Annotated in this window: 18 protein-coding genes; 8 read left to right on the top strand and 10 right to left on the bottom strand. The window is 49.1% G+C overall.

The window, feature by feature from the left end; translation table 11 throughout:
- Nucleotides 1-267 precede the first annotated feature (267 nt).
- Nucleotides 268-990, top strand: coding sequence for a glutamine amidotransferase-related protein (locus IOQ59_RS17210; protein ID WP_193954696.1), 723 nt, complete (start codon nucleotides 268-270; stop codon nucleotides 988-990).
- Between the two features lie 43 nt (nucleotides 991-1,033).
- Here IOQ59_RS17210 and IOQ59_RS17205 read toward each other — a convergent pair whose 3' ends face one another.
- Nucleotides 1,034-1,975, bottom strand: coding sequence for a carbon-nitrogen hydrolase family protein (locus IOQ59_RS17205; RefSeq protein ID WP_193954695.1), 942 nt, complete (start codon nucleotides 1,973-1,975; stop codon nucleotides 1,034-1,036).
- 350 nt (nucleotides 1,976-2,325) lie between these two features.
- Between IOQ59_RS17205 and IOQ59_RS17200 the strand changes: the two genes are divergently transcribed.
- The 6 genes from IOQ59_RS17200 (at nucleotide 2,326) to IOQ59_RS17175 (ending at nucleotide 9,067) form a co-directional block, all read left to right on the top strand.
- The gene (locus tag IOQ59_RS17200; protein ID WP_193954694.1) at nucleotides 2,326-2,664 is read left to right on the top strand and encodes a carboxymuconolactone decarboxylase family protein; all 339 of its coding nucleotides are present in this window, start codon (nucleotides 2,326-2,328) and stop codon (nucleotides 2,662-2,664) included.
- A 506-nt stretch (nucleotides 2,665-3,170) separates the two neighbouring features.
- Entirely contained in the window at nucleotides 3,171-4,244 is a 1,074-nt protein-coding gene (locus tag IOQ59_RS17195; RefSeq protein ID WP_193954693.1) for a RelA/SpoT domain-containing protein, read from the top strand.
- 95 nt (nucleotides 4,245-4,339) lie between these two features.
- A complete protein-coding gene (locus tag IOQ59_RS17190; protein WP_228050977.1) occupies nucleotides 4,340-5,113 on the top strand; it encodes a hypothetical protein in 774 nt (257 codons plus the stop codon).
- A 374-nt stretch (nucleotides 5,114-5,487) separates the two neighbouring features.
- Entirely contained in the window at nucleotides 5,488-6,270 is a 783-nt protein-coding gene (locus tag IOQ59_RS21660; RefSeq protein ID WP_228050981.1) for a competence protein CoiA, read from the top strand.
- 88 nt (nucleotides 6,271-6,358) lie between these two features.
- Nucleotides 6,359-7,012 (top strand): hypothetical protein, encoded by a 654-nt coding sequence (locus IOQ59_RS17180; RefSeq protein ID WP_193954691.1) that lies wholly within the window; start codon nucleotides 6,359-6,361, stop codon nucleotides 7,010-7,012.
- Nucleotides 7,013-7,507: 495 nt separating this feature from the next.
- Nucleotides 7,508-9,067: an IS1182 family transposase gene (locus IOQ59_RS17175; RefSeq protein ID WP_193954690.1), complete on the top strand. Its 1,560-nt coding sequence runs from the start codon at nucleotides 7,508-7,510 to the stop codon at nucleotides 9,065-9,067.
- 335 nt (nucleotides 9,068-9,402) lie between these two features.
- On the opposite strand, the gene IOQ59_RS17170 is transcribed toward IOQ59_RS17175, so the two are convergent.
- From IOQ59_RS17170 to IOQ59_RS17130, 9 genes are all read right to left on the bottom strand, one after another.
- Nucleotides 9,403-9,690 carry a cupin domain-containing protein gene (locus tag IOQ59_RS17170; protein ID WP_193954689.1) on the bottom strand — a complete coding sequence of 96 codons (288 nt, stop codon included), beginning with the start codon at nucleotides 9,688-9,690 and terminating at the stop codon, nucleotides 9,403-9,405.
- A 238-nt stretch (nucleotides 9,691-9,928) separates the two neighbouring features.
- A complete protein-coding gene (locus IOQ59_RS17165; protein WP_193954688.1) occupies nucleotides 9,929-11,140 on the bottom strand; it encodes a CaiB/BaiF CoA transferase family protein in 1,212 nt (403 codons plus the stop codon).
- A complete protein-coding gene (locus tag IOQ59_RS17160; protein ID WP_193954687.1) occupies nucleotides 11,140-12,327 on the bottom strand; it encodes an acyl-CoA dehydrogenase in 1,188 nt (395 codons plus the stop codon). The genes IOQ59_RS17165 and IOQ59_RS17160 overlap by 1 nt, the downstream gene beginning before the upstream one ends.
- 509 nt (nucleotides 12,328-12,836) lie before the next feature.
- The gene (locus IOQ59_RS17155; RefSeq protein ID WP_193954686.1) at nucleotides 12,837-13,277 is read right to left on the bottom strand and encodes a universal stress protein; all 441 of its coding nucleotides are present in this window, start codon (nucleotides 13,275-13,277) and stop codon (nucleotides 12,837-12,839) included.
- A gap of 4 nt (nucleotides 13,278-13,281) precedes the next feature.
- Nucleotides 13,282-14,598 (bottom strand): TRAP transporter large permease, encoded by a 1,317-nt coding sequence (locus tag IOQ59_RS17150; protein ID WP_193954685.1) that lies wholly within the window; start codon nucleotides 14,596-14,598, stop codon nucleotides 13,282-13,284.
- Nucleotides 14,588-15,145 (bottom strand): TRAP transporter small permease subunit, encoded by a 558-nt coding sequence (locus tag IOQ59_RS17145; RefSeq protein WP_193954684.1) that lies wholly within the window; start codon nucleotides 15,143-15,145, stop codon nucleotides 14,588-14,590. Before IOQ59_RS17145 ends, IOQ59_RS17150 begins: the two co-directional genes overlap by 11 nt.
- Before the next feature lie 140 nt (nucleotides 15,146-15,285).
- On the bottom strand, nucleotides 15,286-16,308 hold the full coding sequence (locus tag IOQ59_RS17140) for a TRAP transporter substrate-binding protein (RefSeq protein WP_193954683.1): 1,023 nt from the start codon (nucleotides 16,306-16,308) through the stop codon (nucleotides 15,286-15,288).
- A 478-nt stretch (nucleotides 16,309-16,786) separates the two neighbouring features.
- Nucleotides 16,787-18,103, bottom strand: coding sequence for an omega-aminotransferase AptA (gene aptA / locus IOQ59_RS17135; protein ID WP_193954682.1), 1,317 nt, complete (start codon nucleotides 18,101-18,103; stop codon nucleotides 16,787-16,789).
- 313 nt (nucleotides 18,104-18,416) lie between these two features.
- Complete coding sequence (locus tag IOQ59_RS17130) at nucleotides 18,417-19,865, bottom strand: NAD-dependent succinate-semialdehyde dehydrogenase (protein WP_193954681.1); 1,449 nt, start codon at nucleotides 19,863-19,865, stop codon at nucleotides 18,417-18,419.
- Nucleotides 19,866-20,291: 426 nt separating this feature from the next.
- Between IOQ59_RS17130 and IOQ59_RS17125 the strand changes: the two genes are divergently transcribed.
- Complete coding sequence (locus IOQ59_RS17125; RefSeq protein WP_193954680.1) at nucleotides 20,292-21,227, top strand: LysR family transcriptional regulator; 936 nt, start codon at nucleotides 20,292-20,294, stop codon at nucleotides 21,225-21,227.
- Nucleotides 21,228-21,279 lie beyond the last annotated feature (52 nt).

Genomic DNA, 21,279 nt, shown 5'->3' with positions numbered 1-21,279 from the left:
TGGGTACAGCCTCACCTGACCGGGGAGCTCTATCTAATCAAACAGAGCAGATGGAGAGATACAAGGTTGGGTCGAGCCAACGGCGATACCCAACATCTCTATTAAGATGACTCTGAGCCGTTGGCATATATAGCTGACGTTGCTTTCGCTGCGATGCTTCAGATAATCTGATGGTATCCAATTTCAATATCCACGCTTTCATGACTGAGCCTTTCCACGTGGGTTTAAGGTCACACATGCTTTGACTAAGCGGTGCAGGAAACAGTCATGATAATAGGTATCCTCGCGACCGGTATTACACCGGATGAGTTAATCGATCAGCACGGCTCTTACGCTGAGATGTTAATGCGGCTGTTTGATCATGCGCAGCATCAGTTCGACTATGAACTGTTTGATGTCCGGGACGGTATCTTTCCACAGGACGCGGTGCAGTGTGACGGATGGATCATCACCGGTTCTAAGTTCAATGTGGATGACAATTATGATTGGATCATTAAGCTCAAACAGCTGATTGTGGAGATCGATGCGGTGGGCAATCCAATCGTCGGTATCTGCTTTGGTCATCAGATTATTGCTGAAGCCTTCGGTGGGCGAGCTAAAGCATTTGAGGGTGGCTGGGGTGTGGGATTGCACCGTTACAATATTGTCGGAGCTCCCCGCTTTATTGCTGATGCCTCAGAGTCCTTTACGATCAGTGCCATGCATCGCTATCAGGTGACGGAAAAGCCTGAGAACGCATCGGTTTTTGCAACCTCGGACTTTTGTGAGTATGCGGGGCTAATATACGGCAACAATATCCTCACCTTGCAGGCGCATCCGGAATTTAACCTGCAATACGAAGAGGCGCTGGTGAATATGCGTAAAGGTATCACCATCCCTGAAGATACTGCGGATGCAGCGTTGGCAACCTTGTATCAGGATGGCGCGGCGACTGACTCTGTCGCAGTGGCACACTGGCTGGCGGACTTCTTAACTCGTAAACCGGTGTGATCTATATACGCTGAAGCTCTTCAAAGTGCGCCAACGCGTGAGGCTACTTGTCCACAAAACGTATCGGCGGTTTAGAGCTCCGATCAACATCCAGATGGAAAACATCGGGGCGACCGTAATGCCCCGCAACATCCAGCGCCTTACGTGAGCTTCGGGCGTCTTCCACGTTTATGTCCGCATACAAGATTCCTTTGTCCTGATGCAGCGGGCCGCTGTGAACGCCGCCAAAAGGTTTCACAATCACCGCGTCGCCGGGGTTCACCCATTCATCGTCACTAAACAGTGCGTCTCGCTCTGGAAAATCCTCGGGCACATCTGAACCGTGTATTGCGGTGGCTGTACTCAATACCCAGCAGCCACCTTCCCGCGCAATATGATTCATCGACGCAAGCCACATCTCACCACTGTCCCAGGTGGGCGCAATATAGATATCAATATCCTGGGCAAAGAGGGCGAATCGAGCGAGAGGCATGTAACTTTCCCAGCAGATGAGGCAACCGATACGTCCAACGGGGGTATCAACGACGCGCAGACCAGAGGCATCTCCCATTCCCCACACCATGCGCTCGGGATTGGTGGGCATAAGTTTACGATGACGGTTCAGGATTTTGCCATCTGCACCGATCACAACCACTGTGTTAAACAGCGTCGTGCCACTGTAATCCGAGTCCACTTCATTTAGACCCATGACCACCACAACGTTATGTTTGGCCGCCGCTTCGCAGATACGATCCAACCCGCCCTGACCGATATCGACCGCATTTTGTCTTAGCTTCGTGTGCAGCAGGTTACCCAGAGACATATCCCCGCCGGGGCGCAGTCGCCAGATCCATGTGGGATATCCGGGCAGGTAGGCTTCGGGGAAAACAACCAATTGAGCCCCGTTGGATGCCGCCTCTTCTAAGGTTTCCAAAGCGCGCTGTGTGGTTGCTTCGAGATTGAGTAATACCGGTGGTTTTTGTGCAATAGCTACCTTGGTGGTCATTGTGCTTCCCCTTTAAGCGACGTACTACCAAGCATAGCCAAGAGTTTGCATGTTAGATCAAAAAATGATCAGTGGTTTTTTGGGTGTCGCTAGGGCGTAAGGTGCTATTCACAAGGTGCTAGCAACAAGGTGATTCATAAGGTGACCCAAGAGGCGTTACATTATTTGATCAGGGTGGGAGCGGTCGACAGTTGTAAAGGGACGTTACATACAGCCCTAATCAGATCTGCTAAGTTCTGCCGCTGCCACACAGGTCCCTGACACCTGCTTATAAGCGGGTAGCTGCTATTCTTAAATCGATTACGTAAAACAGATCTCTCAAATGTTTAAAGCTGCGGAGATAACCACTCATGTCAGACGCAAAACTCCCCAAAACCTACACCCGTATACGGGCGCAGTATCCCAAACTGGCCGAAGCGATTGATGAGCTGGGGCAGGTGGTTAGGCAGGAAGGCCCAATCGATCTGAAATCAGCAGAACTGATCAAACTGGCCGCCGCCGTCAGTATCCGTTCCGAAGGTGCAGTGCATAGTCATGCTAAACAAGCACGAGCAGCTGGCGCCAGCACCGATGAGATCCACCATACGATCATTCTGCTGACCAGCACCATCGGCTTTCCGGCAGTCATGGCCGCGTTAAGCTGGGTGGATGATGTTATCGATCATGGGGATGTTGGGCATTACCCGTGAGTAGACGCAGTGACATTCGGTTCCCTTGCGTGTTGAACCGAATGTCTGATAAATCAGTGCTTGCTGTGGTGGGTGGGTAGTCGGTTAAACATCGCTCCGTAGACGCGGTAAGGCCTTGCGTAACCCTTCCAATATCTTGCTCCAGCCAATACGTCGTTTCCAGAGATTGCCATTGATAACAACGTTATAGCAATCAATCCGGTTGCTGCGGTATAGTTCTACACGATGGGTAATTGGAGTACCCGTATCGAAATCTGTTATTTCGATTAACCTGCGTAGCTCGGGCAGCTCAGGTGGAAAATCAGGATGATTATCTTCTTTCCTTGTTGTTCCTTCTGTTTGACCCTTCTCTCGCAAGGCTTTCGATGACCTGTTGGTATTTACGCGACCTTCGATACATTTTATTCCTCCTATCCTTGGAAGATATTTGAACCTTGCAAGCTACGAAAGCTTGCAAGGGCTATATATTAAAATATTAGCATCTAACAGATAAGTCGAGGTATAGCATGGCTTGGATGAAACCAAGGTTTTCGAAAAAGAAAGTATCTAAAGCCGGTAGCATCCTTAAAGCTGAGGATAATACACACCCGGAATATGAGTGGGCGATAGATGTCCTTACTAACTGGCGCTCGATTCATGGCTACCCAATTAATACATTTCAATCAACATTGAGAGATAAGCTATATAAAATTGATAGGGATGCTCTTGTTGCTCAGCGCCTAAAGCGATCTCCTTCAGTAATATCAAAACTGCAGCGTTTCGATTCTATGCAGTTACACAGAATGAATGATATTGCTGGCATTCGTGCGGTTGTAAAAAACTTAACGAAAGTCAGGGAGCTTGAGAAAAGCTACAAAAATGGAAGGCTGAAGCACGAACTGGTTAGCGAGAAAGATTATATCGAAAACCCAAAAGATACGGGCTATCGAGGTATTCACCTTGTTTACCGATACAAAAATGATAAGGCACCGGATTATGATGGACTTCATGTAGAACTTCAAATAAGAACACGGTTACAGCATGCTTGGGCTACCGCTGTCGAAACCATGGGAACTTTTCTTAATCAAGCTTTAAAATCTAGCGAAGGCCCTGACGAGTGGCTTAGTTTCTTTGCGCTGGCAGGCTCGGCAATAGCGCACTTAGAGGAGAGTTCACCTGTTCCAGGATATGAGTCTCTTGATAAAATAGCTACGTTCAAACAAGTCCTTCAAGCCTGTGACACTCTGGATGTAGAAAATAGGCTCGATGCTTTCAGTGTGGCAGCAGAATCTATACATAAGGATCATCAAGCGGGCAACTACCACCTAATAACTCTGGATCTCGAAGAGAAGCTTGTTTATATAAATAGTTATGGTCGTCGTAAGCTCGGCGAGGCAAACGAGGAATACGCTAAAATCGAAAGAGATATAGCCAACGGAAAACCATTTCAAGTGGTTTTAGTTGCTGCCGGCCCTATTGAATCGTTAAGGAAAGCGTATCCAAACTACTTTCTCGACACTCACGAGTTTCTAAAGCAAATTAAAAGAATGCGGCGTTCTGTGGAAAAAGATGCTAGCAAGAAAAAGCAGGCGGACGTATAAATTCGCCGTTGTTTTGGGTGTTAGCTGAAAATTCCGTTTTCACCTTTGTTTGGCAAACATAACTGATCATTGCTTTTTAGATTTCAGATAACCCTATGAAAAAGAACGAGTTCCCAGGTTGGGCTCCCAAATCAGTTATTTCTGAGTGGGAGGAAAAGCTAAAAGAAATAGATTATTGGAATCGAAAGTTTCCTATGCTGGAGCATGAAACGGATGAGGCTGATCTGCTGTATAGGATTTTAACTTACAGTGAAATGAAAAAGGTTTGGGAAAGGTTACCTAAATACGATATTAAGCCTGCTTTGTTTAGTTCAATGATACGGTGCTCTGATAGTTTTCTAGATATGAAACCATATAACCTCACGCCAAAGGACTACCGAGAGTGGATTAAAGAAGTTAGGTCGACTGCGTTAAAGCTAAGAGAGTTGATAAAACATAGTGAGTACGACCGGATTTTTCAAGAGCGCTATATAACTAAGAGGCAGAAGTGCATGATAGGCAGTGCTATCGAGCATTCAATGAAAGTACTTAGTCCGGATGTCGATATAGAGGAGCACAAAAAGGTTAAGCCACCCTATGAGTTGTGGCCTGATTTGATGCCGACTCTACTAACTGACGCGCTACTAGAAATCGCAAATCTTGATTCAGATACTAATATCGGCTTTGCTGGGATGAAGGCTAGGAACACTGTGAAACTAGACAAGCCAAACCACCCAAATGCTAAACGTAGCTTTTTCATCAAGAGCTTGACTCAAATGATGAGGGAGCACACGGGAAAGCCGCTGAGAGAAATTGTAACCATAACAACGGCAACTGTTTTCGACAATCCGTCTATCACGGAGAGACAAATCATTAGAACTGCCCCCTGACACAATGATCAAGGTTAAGAGGATTTAGTGTCATGTATGCGAGCCGGCAAGGATGTTTATCCTATCTCTCATAACATTGAGATAGGAGAAAGTGATGAGCGTGACGTTTGTTATAAATGTTAGTGTGAGCACCCAGTTTGTGAGACAAGCAATTGAGTTAGGCAGGATTGTTGTAATTTTATCTACCTTACTGATCTAGCAGAAAAAATTGTAAATTGTGGTTGTTGGTTGTAAGTGGTAGCTAACAATCCGCTAAGCGACAATCATCCGCCGTGCCATTTGTGCCATTTGTGCCAGTGGCGCGAGCGACAACATTGACACAAATCTCGCTCTGGCTGGTTGCGCCTGAGCGGAGCGTTAGCTTACGTAATAATATGCTTTGTGCCATTCAGAACGATACAAATCAGAAGGTAAGGGCTCGCCTTGTCGAAAGAAAGGATGGGCCGTTTGGCTGCCCAATATGTGGAAAGGAAGTTCTCGTACGCAAGGGGCAGATTAGAGTTCACCATTTTGCGCATAGGTCGGTAGTAACCTGTAAATACGGTAAGGGGGAGTCTGAGGCCCATCGAAAAGCAAAAGAGTCCATCTATGAGGCTCTTGCTAATCGGGAAGATGTGGCTGAGTTAGAGCTTGAAAAAAGCTGGGGAGAGGTAGTGTCAGATGTATACGCTGAGATTCAAGGTAGAGGTGTAGCTTTCGAAGTTCAAATCAGTAATTTAACGATGAGAGAAATCCTTTATCGTACCAAAGCCTACGCTTCGAAAGGTATAGCTGTACTTTGGTTGCCTCTGTTCAACTCGAAATTGAATCAGCCTCGGTACTCCCCATCTTCATGGGAAAAGTGGCTTCATGCGACTTACTTTGGTCGTGTTTATTATTGGCTTGATGGCCTTACGGTAATTCCGGTTAGGTATGCTGATTATGAGATAGAAGTCGAGTCATCCTCTTGGTACAACGAGTATGGGGAGGAGCAATATGCAGGCGGCTACTCTCGGCGTTCGAGGAGGTGGCGAAAACCGATCGTCTACCCAGCGGTTCAGATTCCGTCTGATTTCGTCCTAAGACGTAGAGCGTCTTGGGAAGGTGGAAAACTATTAATTCCAGCATGTCGTATTTTGCTAGACAAGAAGACCGCGAAGAAAAGAAAACGAAGATAAGCTAACAAGGCACAGCACGATCGCCCGCAAGCGGGCTGGACGCACTGCGTGTGCTCGTGCGCTAAGCTTTACATTTCAAGGATGATGGATGAGACAACCATTAGATAGCGCAATTTTTTTGGCTGCTTTCACAGGAGTTCTCTATTGTTTGAGTACAGCGCACTATCACGGTTTTTTAACAACAGCCAAGTTAGATGCCGATATGATGGAGCGAAGCTTTCACCAAGTAATTTATAGTGGGCTCATTGTTTCATTCGGGCCTATTCTAATATTTTTAATTACTGTTTCTTGTGTACTATTTTCCTATTCTCACGCTCTGTTGCCTGGCTATATAGATTGGGTCAGGGGTAGTATTAAAGCGAAGCGTAAGGTTGTAAGTTTTAGACGGCGCTGGATTGGAAAGAGGATTTCAGCTCTCGTCGAGATTAGAGCGAAGAAAACGTTTAACCACTTCCTTGTGCTTTCCTTAGCAGGTGTTTGTTTTATTGTTTCATTGGTCTATGTTGAGAAGAAAGGGCAGAGTCAAGCCCTTACTGCCCTTGGGAATCATGTGGAAGGTGAGACTAGGTCTAGTAGTAATATTAGTGTGGTGATTTCAAGTAATATAAAAGTTTTATCTTATTTGGGGTGTGGCGCTAAGAATTGTGCAGGTATTGAGAAGGGAAGTAATCGAGTATATTACTTTCCTCAGTCAACTGGATTTTCATTTGTTCATGACGTTGAAGGTGTAACAAAGCCATGACAATTCGCCCACAAAAAGTGTGGGCTGGACTCGCTAAAGCTCGCCTTTTATGGAAGCGTTACAAGGATAGTAGATGAGCCTCTGGTATGCTGTAGCAATCATAGGAGCATTGGTAGTGAGCTGGGTTATTTCCGTAGTTTACTGTTACCAGTGCAAACAGACTTCAAGATATTTTAGTCAGCATGGAGCACTAGAGTTTAATGTTTCTTTTTTCGGTTTAATATTCTCAATAATGTCGCTGTCATCTAATAAGGATGGGACATGGGAGATTGGAGCGTTAGGCGTAATCCTACTTCTCTTTGTCGCATGGCGTTTTTGGAAAAACTGGGAAATTACCAATGAAACCTAACAAATACGGGCACGGTCAGCCACTTCGTAGTTTGGACTCGCTACGCTCGCCCGTGCCGTAGGCGTTGAGGCTGTCGGATAAGTCCCGTAGCTCTTGGTTCACGGGCTAGATTCCCGCTACAATCGATCAACAGAATTTTACCGCTGATGGTGCAACGGATAGCACGCTACAAACACTACGATTACAACCAGACCAAGATGATTCCGTTGCGTTTTGCGGATCAGATCCAGCCTGGCACCTTCGAATATACCCTCAATCATGTGGTCGATAATGACCTCAATATGAGCCTATTTGAGTCCCGTTATCGCAATGATTACAACGGCGCCCCAGCTTATGATCCAGCCATCCTGTTAAAGATCGTTTTGTTTGCGTATTCCCGAGGGATTACCTCCAGCCGAAAAATTGCTCAAGCCTGTCGCGAGAATGTCCTGTTTATGGCGTTGTCAGCGGACAGCCAACCCCACCACAGCACCATCGCCGAGTTCATCACGCGAATGGATGATGTTATCGCACCGCTGTTTACTCAGATCCTGATGGTGTGTGACGGTATGAACCTGATCGGCCGGGAGATGTTCGCTATCGATGGTTGTAAGATGCCTTCCAATGCCTCGAAGGAATGGAGTGGCACACGGGCAGAGTTGAATCGTAAGCAAATCAAAATAGACCGAGCCGTTGAACGGATGCTGAAGTCGCACCAACATACAGATGCCATCGACCAGCAGCCGGAGATCACCGAACGGGAAGTGGCTCAGATTAAAAAGCTGGAAGAGGTCTCCGCCAAGATAAAAAAGCACTTAGCGACCGAACCTGAACGGCTCGGTCAGCGTGGTCGCCCTGTTAAGGGCAATATCACCGACAATGACAGTGCCAAGATGAAGACCGCTAAAGGTGTGATCCAAGGCTATAACGGTGTGGCGGCGGTGGACAGCAAGCATCAGATTATCGTTCACGCCGAAGCCTATGGTGCAGGTCAAGAACAGCACACTTTAAGACCAAGGCTCTTTGGTATCCGGCGGCAGTTCCGAGCGTTCAATAAGCCCGATACGCAGATCCTCAAAACCGCTCAGATTACCGCTGATAGTGGCTTCCATAGCGAAGCCAATATGAAAATGATTTATCGCCTGGGTATCGATGGTTATATAGCTGATAACCAGTTCCGAAAACGCGATCCACGCTTTATCGACTCGACAACGTATAAGGAACAACAGGCAAAGCGTCGGAAGGAGCGGGGCTATCGCATAAGCCGTTTTATCCCCGCCGACTTCGATTACGATCCGGTGACTGAAACGTGCCGCTGCCCGGCGGGGAATGCGATGTGGATGAATCTAAAAGGGAAGATTGAGGGGCGTGATGTGATCCGCTTTCAGGGTTACCGCAAGCAATGTCGAGTCTGTCCGCTGAATGGACAATGCCTGAGGAAACCGAATCAGCAGGAAGGGCGGCAGGTGAGCTTTTATCCTAAGAATGGCAAACCTGAAAGCAACTTCATGGATCGGATGAAAGAGAAGATCGATAGTCCGATGGGGCGACATGTTTACAGCAAGCGGTTAGGCACAGTCGAACCGGTGTTCGGTAATTTAGAAACGAATAAAGGTCTGAAACGCTTCTCGCTCAGGGGCAAAGATAAGGTTAACGCGCAGTGGTTGATGTACTGCATGGTACACAATATCGAGAAGATCTCGACCCAAGGGAAAATAAGGCATTAGGTGGCCTTATATAGCTGGGATAGTGACTGTTATCGGGCTGAGAAGATAAATACAGCGTGTTTGAACTGAGGAGTAAATAATCAATCGCTCCGGACAAACCGCCAAAATAAACAGGATCGAGCTGCGGTAGATAGATATTTTGCGCTCAAATGTCTAATCCGACAGTCTCGTTAGGCCTTCGAGTTATCCACTATTAGTAGACACCTTCTATAGTTAGGTTTGCCCTTGGTGTGGGGGTGTACCATGGCTAAACGGAAGCCCCACATATCTGCGCATGCGTATCGGCATGAAGGGCGTGGACCACTCAAACCGATAACTATGTTCGTTAGACAGCCCTACTTAATCTCCACCTCAATCAGCGTGATATCCGTATCTGACGGGTTAATCACGTTGTGCTCAACTCCCGCATCACGGTAGTAACACTCTCCTGCCTTTAGTGCGACAGGTTTAGGGCCTTCGCCTGTGTCGATCAGTAACTCGCAGGCCTGCATGGGCACAATCACGTAGTCTCTCTCATGGCGATGCCAGCGGGTTTCGCAGTGTGCGGGAAAGAGCAAGTGGTTCACGCAGGTGCGTGGATTGTCGATCTGTTCTGTCAGTACGAAAAGTGGGCGTTCAGTCATTGTTATCTCACGGTGTTATTGGTGTTATCTGGAGGATGGTCTTGGCGCTGTTCTATGCAATTGGAGTGAGCACAGCTCGCGATATTGTATGTGTGGTGTTTAAGTTATCGCGGAATCGCGCGGTCGCCGTTGTTGTTCAGAGTGGTGTTTAGATCGGTCTGGAAGGGCGCTGTTTTGCAGAGAAAGCAGTTGCGCCTCCGCTCATGTGAAGGAAGGCGCTAGGTGGTACGGTACAACATTATCCGATCACTTTTTCACTACGTAGTCTGTCGATCTCTCCGTCATCCATGCCGAGAACTTCATTAAGCACTTTCTGGGTGTGCTGCCCTAATTGAGGGGATGCCTGCCCGTATTGGATCGGTGTTTCAGAGAACTTAACCGGATTCGCCACGCTAGGGACTTTGCCTGCAGCTGGATGATCCAGTTGTACCTGCATCTCCCGGTGGAGTATCTGCTCGTTCTCAAATACCTGATCCAGCGTATTGATCGGACCACTCGGTACGCCTTGCTCTGCAAGGTTTTCCAACCACCACTGGGTGTCGTGTTGCTGCATCAGCTTACGCACAATCGGGATAAGCGTGTGGCGATTGTTCACCCGTTGTGAGTTGGTGAGGAAGTCAGGATCTGTCGCGAGTCCCGGTGCACCGGCAAGCGTGCAGAACTTGGCAAACTGGCTGTCGTTTCCGATCGCCAGAATGACGTGGCTATCAGCCGTTGCGAAGGCTTCATAGGGCACGATATTGGGATGTGCGTTACCCAGTCGCTGAGGCGGTTCGCCGCCGACGAGGTAGTTCATCGCCTGATTAGCCAGGGTCGCGACCTGAACATCCAGCAGTGCCAGATCGATATGCTGGCCCACACCAGTTTCTGTGCGGTGGAGGAGGGCGGCTTGTATGGCGTTTGAGGCGTATAGGCCTGTCATGACATCAGCGAGCGCCACGCCGACTTTCATCGGTTGTCCGTCTGGTTCGCCGGTCACACTCATCAAACCACCCATGGCCTGAATCATGAAATCGTAACCTGCACGTTTGCTGTAAGGGCCGTCTTGCCCAAAGCCAGTAATGGAGCAGTAGATCAGCTTGGGGTTGATCGCCTTAAGGCTGTCGTAGTCGAGGTTGTATTTCTTTAAGCCGCCGACCTTATAGTTCTCCAGCACAACATCAACGTTGGCGGCGAGTCGGTGGATCAGGGCTTGGCCTTCAGGGGAGGTGATATCGACGGCAATGGATTGTTTGCCGCGGTTTGCGGAGTGGAAGTAGGCCGCATCGGTTGGGTTTCCGGCGGCGTCTTTGACGAACGGAGGTCCCCAGCCACGGGTATCATCTCCCGATCCGGGCCGCTCCACTTTAATAACGTTGGCTCCAAAGTCTGCCAGCATCTGGCCGGCCCAAGGGCCCGCCAGAATCCGACTCAAATCCAGAACCTGAATATGAGACAGTGCTGTTTTCATTAGAAGAATGCCTGAATGCCTGTTTGTGCGCGTCCCAGAATCAGCGCATGAACGTCATGCGTACCTTCATAGGTGTTGACCGCTTCAAGGTTCATCACGTGACGGATAACGTCAAACTCATCAGAGATACCGTTGCCACCGTGCATATCACGGGATACACGTGCGATATCCAGTGCTTTACCGCAGTTGTTGCGCTTCAGCAGAGAGATCAGCTCGACCGGGCAGCGACCTTCATCCATCAAGCGACCCATCTGCAGGCAGCCCTGCAGACCCAGAGAGATCTCAGTTTGCATGTCAGCCAGTTTTTTCTGGATCAACTGGTTGGCGGCCAGTGGGCGCTGGAACTGAATGCGGTCCAGGGTGTACTGACGGGATGCGTGCCAGCAGAATTCCGCTGCACCCAAAGAACCCCATGCGATGCCGTAGCGTGCTTTGTTCAGGCAGCCAAACGGTCCGGCCAGACCTTCTACACCTGGCAGAATGTTTTCGTCAGGAACAAACACATCTTCCATGACGATTTCGCCGGTGATGGACGCACGCAGGGAGAATTTACCCTCAATCTTAGGTGCGCTAAGGCCTTCCATGCCTTTTTCCAGAATGAAGCCGCGTACGACACCATCCAGTTTCGCCCAGACAACAAAGACATCGGATACCGGAGAGTTGGTGATCCACATCTTTGCGCCTTTCAGTACGTAGCCGCCGTCTGTTTTAGTGGCGCGGGTTTTCATGTTGTTTGGATCAGAACCTACATCCGGTTCAGTCAGACCAAAGCAACCGATCCATTCGCCGGAAGCCAGCTTCGGCAGGTACTTCATACGCTGCTCTTCGGTGCCGTACGCGTAGATCGGGTGCATGACCAGAGAGGACTGAACACTCATCGCAGAACGGTAACCGCTGTCGACACGCTCTACTTCACGGGCAACCAGACCGTAGCATACGTAGTTGACGGCTGAGCCGCCGTACTGCTCAGGCAGAGTGGAACCCAGCAAACCCAGTTCGCCCAGTTCCTGCATGATTTCTGTATGGAAGATTTCTTTACGGTTAGCTTCAAGAACGCGAGGTTTTAACTGGCCCTGACAATAGTCATGTGCTGCATCGCGTATCATTCGCTCTTCTTCGGTCAGCTGTGTTTCCAGAGAGAATGGGTCTTCCCAGTTAAACGCTGGCTTCGTTGAAGATTGACTCATGGTTCATGCCTCTTGTTTGTTATTCTGATGTGCTTTCGGGCAGTACGATTCAAGTGATGTGGTTTGTCGTCACCGCAGCAATAACAGTGTGAGGAGTGCGAACTCCTGACTTTCTGTCATGCGTAGCGCGCTGAATGTACCTATGCCTGCATGCATTGATATGTTGTCGGGTCTGACCGCGTTGTGCGCAGGATGGTGGTGGATCTGACACTCTCCCTGTCGACCTCGATTTTGATTAATCCATATTAGGTGCAACTGAATATTTGCATAAATAGTGATCGGTCAATGCTTAGGTTAAGGGGGATAAAACTAAGATAACCGTTGCCTTAGAAGTCTATGGAGTAGTGTAGATGCAGGGCGGTGTTTAAGGGGTGGTGTTTATTTGCAATCAGCTCAAAACTGTTGTCTTCGAGCACGTTGAAGCGAGGGAACGTTTGCTTGCTAGGTGAGGAGTTAAAACAGGGAGCGAGAACGCCCCCTGTTGTGTCGCAATGCTTAAGATCCGGTGCTTACCAGGTATGGTTATCCCGGATAACGAATACCGATCCCTGTGCGTGACGCAGCACTTTCTCTGCATTGGAGCCGAGCAGATAACTGGATACGCCCGGTTTACCCGCTGCGATGAGGATCACTTCTGGATTGACCCGCTTTTCCTCTTCCAGAATCTCGTCATACACCACACCCCTGCGGATATGGCAGGAGCCACGCAATGCTTCAGGCACGTGCTGCTTGAAGAGCGAGTGAACAACCGCCTTAGTTTCCTGTTGCGCTTGTGCGGTGATCTCCTTCGGGAGCTGGGCAAACGTGATACCATGCGCTTTTGCCTGATCTACATAAAGGCTGTGGATCTTCCCGCCATCGGTATCGAGCAGTTGCAAGGCAACTTCGACAGCGCGGGGAAACATCTCGACATGCTCTAAGTCGATTGGAATCAAAATACTCTTATACACGTGGTTATCCCATGATCTTATTTGGTAGCCACATCACGGCATCAGGGAACAGCAAACAGAAGATAAGAACGGCCAGTTTTATCAATATGAATGGTGTCACTGATTTATAGATGTCTAGCATGGTTACATCAGGTGGAGCGATGCCTTTCAGGTAGAAAAGCGCGAACCCATACGGTGGTGTTTGTACCGCGATCTCGATATTCAGAATCATCAGGATGCCAAACCAGATCGGATCAAAGCCCAGATCAACCACAATAGGTGTGAACAATGGGGCACACATCAGGACGATAATGAATTCGTCGATGATAAAGCCCAGCAGTAACATGATCAGCTGCATCATGATGACGACACCGAGCGGTGGCAGGCCCAGATCTTCGGTAAACCCGGCGATCATATCCTGAATACCCATCATCAGATGGAAGTTACTGAAGAGGGTGGCCCCCAGAATAATCCACATGGCAACGCTGACGAGCATGGCTGTTTCCAGCCCTGCGGACTTGAAGAGTCCCCATCGGAAGCGTTTGAAGAAGAAGGCGAGAAGCACAGCACCCACAATGCCAATCGCACCGGACTCGGTAGGCGTTGCTATACCACTGATGATACTGCCCAGTACCAACACGATCAGCAGCACAGACATCAGGCCATCACGCAGGGTTCTGAACTTCTCCTGCGGTGACATGGTCGTTTCTATGCCCGTGCCCATCGGGGCTTTTTTCGGGTTTATTTTGCAGCTGATGACAATATAGGTCACGAGCATGAAAATCGTGATGGTTGCCGGTACCAGTGCGGCAATAAACATCTTGCCCACGGAGTTTTGGGTGGATGCGGCAAACATGATCATTGGAACACTTGGCGGGATCAGAATACCCAATCCGCCACCGGCCATGATAACGCCGAGTGCTAAGCGTCGATCGTAACCACGCTCAAGCATCGGTTTGAGTGCGATGCTGCCGGAGGTCATGATGCCTGCACCGATAATGCCGACCATGGCGCCGATCATTGAGCACACACCCACCACACTGATCGCGAGTGAGCCAGGAACACGACCAATGATGATCTGGCTGGCATTAAACATGGCATCGCCAATGCCGGAGCGTGTCAGCAGCTGGCCCATGTATATGTAAAGGGGGATCGCCAGCAATATAAAGCTGAACAGGATGGACTCAAATGAGCTGGGCAGGATGCTGAAAATGCCTTCCCCCCACGTTGCATAGCCAACTGCCATTGCGATACCGCCGAGTGCAAAACCGACGGGGGTACCTAATGCAAATGAGATTAATATACAGAGTAAAAGAACACCTGTGAGCAGTTCAATTTCCATGTGCGTCCTCCAGATCTTCTTCTTCCGTTGGAAGCAGGTCTTGTCCGGTGATTAAGTGGTAGATGTCTTTGAACATATCGCTGGTGATTTGCAGGACGATCAGTGAAGCGGCCACGATAAGCATGATCCAGAAGTGGTGCATCGGAGGTGCCCACTCACTCATGCGGCGGTAGTTAAACTGCATGGCTTCGCCGAATTTCTGGTAGGAAACCAAAATAATAATCGCCATGAAAAAGATCGCTAAGCTGCCAGAAAGCAGGTGAAAAATACGTTTCACGTTGGCCGATACAGAGATGTATAAAATATCGACGTTAATATGCGCCTGCCTCTGTTGTGCATATGCACCGCCAAGAGCAGCCAGATATGACGAGAAAAAAAGTGAAAGATCGTAAGCCCAGATAGTGGGTGCATTCAGGAAGTAACGTGAAAACACTTCGAATGCGACAACAAACGCAATCAGTGGCATCAGAATAGAGATGCTGCGTCCGATCAGTGAAACCAGAAACTCAACACTGGAGCAGTATGCCCGAAGAAGGGTTGCGAACATGGGAGTACCGTCTTGAGGGAAGCGGGATGAAAAGAGTACATCCTTTAACGATGCATTGGGCCCCAGCTGATGGGTCTTTAGCTGAGACGAAGAAGCTTCTGACCCGGGCCAGAAGCTTCTTCTTTACTCTCTGGGAGAGATTACTTCGCGCTTAACAGGTCAATCAGCTCTTTACTGAATTTGTCCTCTTTAGCGTACTCAGCCCACAGGGATTCACCGGCTTTGCTCCACTGTGCTTTGTCAGCATCGCTTGGCGCAGGGCTCCACTTCATGCCTTTCGCTTCCATATCTGCAACAGCCTGAGCTTCCCACAGACGGGATTTAGTCATCTGTTCGCGAGCGTGTACAGACGTCGCTGCTTTAACAATCGCTTTCAGATCAGCTGGCAGTTTGTTCCATGCTTTCTGGTTAACGAATACAGGCAGTACCTGTGCACCTGCCAGTGGCAAGCGGTACATGTATTTCGCAACTTCAACGTGGTTACCGTCGCGGTGGTCGATCAGGTTAGAACCGATAGAACCGTCGATAACGCCTGTTGCCAGACCTGTGTAGATTTCGCTCCACGTCAGGGATACAGGAGATGCACCCAGTTCGCGTACGAATTTACCGTATGCACCTGGCGCACGCAGTTTCAGACCTTCAAAGTCTGCGATGGTGTTGATTGGCTTTTTGGTCAGCAGGTAAACCGGTGGCTGAATGTAAGGGTCCAACCAAACCAGACCTTGTTCGCCATACGCTTTGGTCAGTACGTCACCCCAGCCTTTTTCATGGAACAGAGTGCTAAGCTCTGCTACATCGGATGTGCCACCTGGCAGACCTACTTCAACAATACCTGCTGGCAGTTCACCGGCATTCATTGGCTGAAAGGTTGCACCCATGGTGATCAGTCCGGTTTTGACGGCACCCAGAATACCTTTGGTATCCACGCCTTCGCCCGCATACATCATTTTTACTTTGATGCGGCCGCCAGACATCTCTTCGATGTTCTTCGCCAGATTGCCATACACTTCACCAAACGCAGTACCACGGGTGTACAGGTTGGCAAAGCGCCAGTTATGTTCAGCAGCCTGTGCTGTTGAGGTAGCGACTGAACCAATGGTCAATGCAGCAGCAAGAGAGCCAGTTACGATCTGTTTTTTAAACTTTCCGAGAAAATTCAACATGTCTGTTAACTCTTTGTAATTTTTGTTTTTTCACTGGTGTTCTGTGTTTCCAGCGAGACACCAATTCAAATTAACAGAGAGGGATTCTCTGTTACATCAAGCTGTGCATACTTAAAGTTTGGTAAACCTCAAACATTATATAACTCATTGAATAATAATAGATATATGGGGTGGCTAGGTGCGTTTTACGTATAAAGTCTTATGGGCTGAAGTGGCGCTTTACGTATGCCTTTGCACCAATTTCTATCGCTTTTCTGGTGATTCTCTCTATATATCCGATGGGTGTGAAAGTTCCAGTGGCATAACCGAGTTGGGTGATGGCAGGAATTTCAAATGACGGGCTTTACGGTGTGTAGGAATTATTTTTGATGACGGCTTTTTCAGGCATAAAAAAACCCGTTGGGCGAGGCCCAGCGGGTCAAGGTCTATCCGGATCTGTGAGTGCATTTCCTGGAAGACAAAGGGTGGAGAGAGTGCTCTAGAAAAGTTCGTTTGCTGTTTTACGGATAGCCGCAATCAGTTGGTCAATTTCTTCAGGGTTGATCGTCAGCGGTGGAGAGAAGGCAATGATGTTGCCCATCGCGCGGATCATGACATCGTTGTCATAACAGGCCACCTGGAACTTACCGCCAATCGGGGCGGTTGTGCCTGCAGGCTGTTTAAACTGCACAGCGCCGATCAAACCGTAGTTCCTGATATCAACAACCTGTTCGATATCTTTTAGGGAGTGCAGGGCATTTTCCCAATACTCGCCAATGTCGCCAGCGGCACGGGTTAGAAGGCCTTCCTGCTCATAAATATCCAGTGTTGCCAGACCTGCTGCACAAGAGACAGGGTTCGCGGAGTAGGTGTAGCCGTGATAGAACTCGATAGCGCCTTCGGCTGCATTGTCCATGATCGTGTCATGGATGTGATCAGCGACGAATACCGCACCCAGCGGAACAATACCGTTGGTGATGCCTTTTGCGGATACAATCATATCCGGCACAACATCAAACTCGACAGCGGCAAAGGCTGAACCGAGTCGGCCCCAGCCAGTGATTACTTCATCAAAGATCAACAGGATGTCATTGGCGGTACAGATTTCGCGCAGACGCTTCAGGTAGCCTTTTGGCGGCAGAATCACACCACCGGCACCACTGATCGGTTCTACGATAACCGCAGCAATGCTGCTGGCATCATGGAACTTGATCAGTTCTTCCAGTGCGTCAGCCTTTTCAAGGCCGGCTTCCGGCAAGCCTTTACTGAATGCATTGTTCTCCAGATCCAGTGTATGTGGCAGGTGATCAACCGGTAGCAGGGGACCGAAGCCTTTACGGTTTGGTGTCAGACCGCCGACGGAGATGCCGCCGAAGTTAACGCCGTGGTAAGCCATCTCACGTCCAATCAGCTTGAACTTGCCTGATTTGCCGCGGGAGTTCTGGTAGGCCAGTGCAATTTTTAGCGCACTTTCGACCGCTTCTGAACCTGAATTGGCAAAGAACACTTTATTCAGCGGGTCAGGGGTGTGCTGGATTAAACGCTCAGCAAATTCGAAACCGATGTCATGGCCGAAGTTAAAAGGGGAGGTGAAATCCAGCTCGTGTGCTTGCTTGGCAATCGCGTCTGCAATTTGCGGACGGGCGTGCCCTGCGTTTACGCACCACAGGCCCGCTGTAGCATCTAAAATTTTACGACCATCATCCGTATGGCAGAAAACTCCTTCAGTACGGGTAACGATACGAGGGTTTTCTTTGAATGCTCTGTTAGGCGTAAAGGGCATCCAAAAGGCATCTAAGTTTTTGTAATTTTTCATTGTGTGAGTAGCCATATATACAAGTAGAGGTGTGCAATTACTACCTAAGATAGGGTGATGGGCTGAACCGAAAAATAGCTGGGTTTCGATTTAAACTTTAAGATTTCCCAAACATTCATCCGACGCATTAACGCTTAGGAGACTCGGAAACACACATCGGGATGCGGCCTCACTCAGCCCCGGTCTTTTCCGTGGGAAAGGGGCGGGGCTGAATGTAAAAAGCGCAGGTTTACCGGGCAGAGATGTCGTCTACCCGATATGCAAGCGGTGTGTCAGCGAGATCAATCTATAGGGTGCAGCCCATCTGAAACTGTTAAATACCACCCATGCAGATGTATTTCAGTTCCATATAGTCGTCCATACCGTGGCGGGATCCTTCACGGCCGATACCCGATTCTTTAACACCGCCAAAAGGTGCTAACTCATTCGAGATCATGCCTTCGTTCACACCGACCATGCCGTATTCCAGCTCTTCGGATACGCGCCAAACCCGGCCAATGTCACGTGTGTATACATAAGCAGCCAATCCGTAAGGCGTGTTATTGGCACGTTCGATGACTTCATCTTCATCTTCGAACTTAAACACAGTTGAGATCGGGCCAAACAGCTCAGCCTGTGCGATCTCCATGTCATCAGTGACGTTGGTCAGCAGTGTTGGTTGGTAGAAGCGATCCCCGGCAGCGTCTTGCTTACCGCCACTGTGTAGCTCGGCACCTTGCTCCAGCGCGCGACGGACCAGACCGTCGGTTTTCGCAACGGCCGCTTCATTGATCAGAGGGCCAATGTCGGTGCTTGCGTCAAGGCCAGACCCGATGGTGAACTTCTCCACTTCTTCCTGGAAACGAGCGACAAACTTGTCGTAGATACCTGCCTGAACGAAGATACGGTTGGTGCAGATGCAGGTTTGACCCGCATTGCGGTATTTCGATGCGATCGCACCCGCCACTGCTGGTTCGAGATCCGCATCATCAAATACGATGAACGGGGCATTGCCGCCCAGCTCCATGGAGGCTTTCTTCACGGTTTTCGCCGCCAGACCCAGAATGGTCTTGCCAACCGGTGTTGAACCGGTGAAAGAGACTTTCTTCACAATTGGGTTGGTGCACAGCTCGTGACCGATTTCGATTGGGTTTGCTGTTGTTACAACATTGATGACCCCGCATGGGATTCCGGCTTCTTCTGCCAGCGCCGCCAACGCCAATGCGCACAGTGGGGTGTCTTCAGCAGGTTTGATCACAATGGTGCAGCCTGCTGCGATTGCCGGTGCTGCTTTACGGGCAATCATGGAAATAGGGAAGTTCCATGGCGTAATGGCGGAAACCACACCGATCGGTTGCTTAACGGTGAGCAAACGGGTGCTGTTGGTGTTGGACGGGATGTTTTCACCATAGGTTCGCTTGGCTTCCTCGCCAAACCACTCAAAGAAAGAGGCGCATGACAGGACTTCGCCTTTCGCTTCGCGCAGCGGTTTGCCTTGTTCAATGGTTAACAGCTCCGCCAGCGCATCGGCGTTGTCGGTAATCAGCTGGAACCAACGGTTGAGCATCGTTGCACGTTGTTTAGCTGTGGTTTTCTTCCAGCTTTTGAAGGCTGCATTCGCGGCTTCAATGGCTTGCTTGGCTTCATTTACATCCAGATCAGGAACAGTAGCAATCTGAACGCCAGTGGCAGGATTGATGACCGGCATTGTTTTACCAGACTTCGCTAACGTCCACTGTCCATCAATAAAAGCAGCTTCACGCAAAACGTTTTTGAATTTCATTGTTGTTGGCCCTTAACTTTCTTACACTGGAAAGCATTGAATTCGCGATGCTTTCTGTGAATATTTAGGAACCTGCGAACAAGTCCGAGACTTTCTCTGCGGGCGATAAAACCGCTTTATGAGCGAAAGGCAGCGCAGTGGAATGGCGGGTCCTTTCCAAGCTGCCTGACAAAGCAGAAAGCTGTTTTATCGCCCGCCCTTCGGGGCATTCAGAGCAACTCGATATCTACGTTAGCGATTTTCGCCAGGCAACCAGCATGGCTGTAATCGCTGCCTTGATCTCAAATTGCTCTGAAAGCCAGAGTCGTTTCGGACATCTTCGCAGGTTCCTTTATTTTTAGGAGACAGAAATTAGCTCGCAATATATCAATCAAGTTATGGGTGTCGGGTTATGATTTATAAACGTTCAGTTTTAGAAGATAACGCATGAGTTCAAACAATTATGCTCTCGGGCAGGTCAGTGATTTCGAAATTAAGCAGCTGCGAATATTCAAAGCTGTGGTCGATAATGGTGGATTTTCCGCTGCCGAAACCGAGCTGAATATTAGCCGCTCAACCATCAGCATCCATATATCTAACTTAGAATCACGCCTGAACCTGACCTTGTGTCGTCGCGGGCGAGGTGGCTTTTCCCTGACCGATGAAGGGCGTGTTATCTATGAGATGACCAATAAGTTACTCAGCTCATTGGATGAGTTTCGCGATACCGTCAACGAGATGAGCCAAAACCCTGCGGGCAATTTGCGCATCGTTGTGAGTGATGGCATGAGTCTGGATCCCAGAGCTAAGTTTCCTGAGATGATCAGCCAGTTTTTCACCCAGGCGCCGGATATCTCATTGCGAAGTGAAGTGTGTTCCATGGCTGAAATCGAGCGGATGTTGCTTAATGATGAGGCTGATGTAGGTTTGGCGCCTTATCATCGTCAGCTGGACGGGCTCGAATACCTGCCGCTCTATAGCGATGTCTGCCGCTTATATTGTGGGCCAACCAGTCCTTTATTTGACCTTGATGAAGCTGAGATTACCGATGAGGTGATTAACCAGTTCACGGCGATTCAACCGGGCCTGAAACCCCATGAAGAGGCTAACGAGCAGCTGTCATGTATGAGTCTGAAAGGCACAGCGTATTTCTACGAGACGCGGTTAGCTATGATCCTGTCGGGTAAATATATCGCGTTCTTGCCTGAGGACTACGCCAGACCCTACGTGGACAATGCTCAGTTGAGGATGATCGCGGGAGAAAACCGTTTCTATACGCTGGGTATCGCTTCTATTGTTAAGAAGCGTGCGCAGCAACCGAAAGCGGTCGAGATGTTTTCGAACATTGTTTCGTCGCTCCATCCGTCGGTGGCGGGTGATTAACACCTATCGCCGTGTCGCAGGTCGTTGCGCGCGATAACGTTCTTTTCATTGT

This window comes from Pontibacterium sinense (assembly GCF_015209595.1).
Classification (GTDB): domain Bacteria; phylum Pseudomonadota; class Gammaproteobacteria; order Pseudomonadales; family Balneatricaceae; genus Pontibacterium; species Pontibacterium sinense.
Note: the sequence above shows the minus strand (reverse complement) of the source record. Positions and strands in the feature narration are given on the sequence as shown.

Excerpts from the sequence above, each read along its gene's own strand:
- IOQ59_RS17190 (WP_228050977.1), top strand. The coding sequence starts at position 4,340 with ATGAAAAAGAACGAGTTCCCAGGTTGGGCTCCCAAATCAGTTATTTCT.
- IOQ59_RS17125 (WP_193954680.1), top strand. The coding sequence starts at position 20,292 with ATGAGTTCAAACAATTATGCTCTCGGGCAGGTCAGTGATTTCGAAATT.
- IOQ59_RS17205 (WP_193954695.1), bottom strand. The coding sequence starts at position 1,975 with ATGACCACCAAGGTAGCTATTGCACAAAAACCACCGGTATTACTCAAT.
- IOQ59_RS17145 (WP_193954684.1), bottom strand. The coding sequence starts at position 15,145 with ATGTTCGCAACCCTTCTTCGGGCATACTGCTCCAGTGTTGAGTTTCTG.
- aptA (WP_193954682.1), bottom strand. The coding sequence starts at position 18,103 with ATGAAAAATTACAAAAACTTAGATGCCTTTTGGATGCCCTTTACGCCT.
- IOQ59_RS17150 (WP_193954685.1), bottom strand. The coding sequence starts at position 14,598 with ATGGAAATTGAACTGCTCACAGGTGTTCTTTTACTCTGTATATTAATC.
- IOQ59_RS17160 (WP_193954687.1), bottom strand. The coding sequence starts at position 12,327 with ATGAGTCAATCTTCAACGAAGCCAGCGTTTAACTGGGAAGACCCATTC.
- IOQ59_RS17175 (WP_193954690.1), top strand. The coding sequence starts at position 7,508 with ATGGTGCAACGGATAGCACGCTACAAACACTACGATTACAACCAGACC.
- IOQ59_RS21660 (WP_228050981.1), top strand. The coding sequence starts at position 5,488 with ATGCTTTGTGCCATTCAGAACGATACAAATCAGAAGGTAAGGGCTCGC.
- IOQ59_RS17165 (WP_193954688.1), bottom strand. The coding sequence starts at position 11,140 with ATGAAAACAGCACTGTCTCATATTCAGGTTCTGGATTTGAGTCGGATT.
- IOQ59_RS17180 (WP_193954691.1), top strand. The coding sequence starts at position 6,359 with ATGAGACAACCATTAGATAGCGCAATTTTTTTGGCTGCTTTCACAGGA.
- IOQ59_RS17170 (WP_193954689.1), bottom strand. The coding sequence starts at position 9,690 with ATGACTGAACGCCCACTTTTCGTACTGACAGAACAGATCGACAATCCA.
- IOQ59_RS17195 (WP_193954693.1), top strand. The coding sequence starts at position 3,171 with ATGGCTTGGATGAAACCAAGGTTTTCGAAAAAGAAAGTATCTAAAGCC.
- IOQ59_RS17210 (WP_193954696.1), top strand. The coding sequence starts at position 268 with ATGATAATAGGTATCCTCGCGACCGGTATTACACCGGATGAGTTAATC.
- IOQ59_RS17140 (WP_193954683.1), bottom strand. The coding sequence starts at position 16,308 with ATGTTGAATTTTCTCGGAAAGTTTAAAAAACAGATCGTAACTGGCTCT.
- IOQ59_RS17130 (WP_193954681.1), bottom strand. The coding sequence starts at position 19,865 with ATGAAATTCAAAAACGTTTTGCGTGAAGCTGCTTTTATTGATGGACAG.
- IOQ59_RS17200 (WP_193954694.1), top strand. The coding sequence starts at position 2,326 with ATGTCAGACGCAAAACTCCCCAAAACCTACACCCGTATACGGGCGCAG.